Here is a 1,858-nt window from a genome sequence, read left to right as displayed (position 1 = left end):
CAGATTCCTTGCTCGCTCTTAATAATGGGGCTTCCTTACTGGATAAAAAAATCCCCAAGCAAGCTTAGGGAAAAAATGCATCATAGGGAGACTCATTTAAAGCAATCTTAGTATGGATAGCTTGTATGGCAATTTAATGAAATTCTAGTTATTCACCATTGTCTTTTTCCTGAAATATTTTCCCGGCATCATTTTAGTGTGAATATATTTAATCAGACACAGCAAGCTATTATTACTTGTCCATATTGCCAAGGTTGCGAGACTTTAGAGATCCCTGAGGGCGGTTCCATGCATCTATACCGTTGCCCGTCGTGTAATGGCCTCTTAAAAGCAAAATCAGATGATTGCTGCATATTGTGTAGTTTTGGTGATCGAAATTGCACTAGTTCCGAGCATAATTTAGCAGCTTAAGCTTTTGCCAGTAGACTAGAGTTCATTTTCATGAATATGTCATGAGAGTTTCATAAAATAGACATATTTAGATTGATCAAACCTATTAGCTGGATGAATTTTGGCTGTTAATAAAGATATTTTAGGAAATGCTCCTCGCGATCTGGTGGCGGCAGTCGACCTTGGGTCGAATAGTTTTCGCATGCTCGTTGCTCAGGTAGTGAAAACACCATCGGGAACTCAGCTGCGCCCCATTGATACTCTGCGGGAGTCTGTGCGTCTTGCGGCCGGTCTTACTGATAACAAGCTATTGGGAAACGATGCCTATCAGCGTGGTCTGACAGCGATTCGTCGCTTTGGTGAGCGTATTCGAGGCTTTGACCCTTCGAAGGTACGCGCTGTTGCTACAAATACCTTGAGGGTAGCAAAAAATGCTCCTAGCTTTATTCGTGATGCCGAAGAAGCTTTAGGTTTCCCTATTGAAGTGATTGCGGGCGTTGAAGAAGCGCGCCTGATTTATATTGGTGCTGCTCATGAGGTCTCTGCTGTCCAGGGAAATCGCTTAGTGGTTGATATTGGTGGCGGCTCTACTGAGTTCATCATCGGTAAAGGCTATGAGCCAAAGTTGATGGAGAGTCTCTATATTGGCTGCGTCTCTCATAGTCTACGGTTTTTCCCTAAAGGCAATATTGATGCTCATGCTTTCAAGGAAGCCGAATTAGCAGCACGCAGAGAGATTCAAGTGATCTCTGGGGCTTACCTTAAAAGCGGTTGGAAACAGGTGATTGGCTCTTCAGGAACTGCGCGTGCTTTGGCAGATCTGATCGCTGAAAATAACTTTAATGGCCAGCAAAGTGAAGGCTTGACCATGGGGCGTGTCAATGGCGCTAGTGGCCTTATTACACGCGATGGCTTGAGAGCCATGAAGAAGCATCTTCTCAAGTACGAAAATCTTAGTCAGGTTGAGCTTCAGGGTCTTAAAGATGATCGTCGATCAGTCTGGCCGGGCGGTTTGGCCATCATGATCGCTGTATTTGATGAACTGGGTATTGAGAGTATGGAAGTTACAGACGCTGCACTGCGGGTGGGAGTCTTATATGACCTGCTAGGCCGATCCCAGCATGACGATATGCGCTTCGTTACGGTTGAGCAGTTTATGCAACGCTATGCCGTTGATCGTGAGCAGGCAAAGAGAGTGGGGATACACGCCGCAGAATTTTTATCTCAACTACCAAAGCCGGACTCTGAGGATCGGGAAGATAACATTGCATTATTGCAATGGGCTGCCAATCTTCATGAAATCGGTTTATCGATTGCCCACAATGGATATCACAAGCATTCAGCTTACATTGCAGGTAATGCAGATATGCCGGGATTTTCGAAGAATGACCAGGCAAGGTTGGCTGCGCTCCTTATAGGCCATGCCGGTAAGCTCGGAAAATTAGCGAATAATTCTAGTTTTAGAGAT

2 protein-coding genes are annotated in these 1,858 nt (G+C 45.0%); both read left to right on the top strand.

Annotated elements, in window-relative coordinates:
• The first annotated feature begins 198 nt into the window (after positions 1-198).
• Complete coding sequence (locus B7X71_RS17960; RefSeq protein ID WP_363927236.1) at positions 199-411, top strand: GDCCVxC domain-containing (seleno)protein; 213 nt, start codon at positions 199-201, stop codon at positions 409-411.
• A 100-nt stretch (positions 412-511) separates the two neighbouring features.
• On the top strand, positions 512-1,858 hold a 1,347-nt coding region (gene ppx / locus B7X71_RS16160; RefSeq protein WP_293601482.1), incomplete at its 3' end, for an exopolyphosphatase.

This window comes from Polynucleobacter sp. 39-46-10 (genome assembly GCF_002282275.1).
This window is presented reverse-complemented; position numbering and strand designations above follow the sequence as displayed.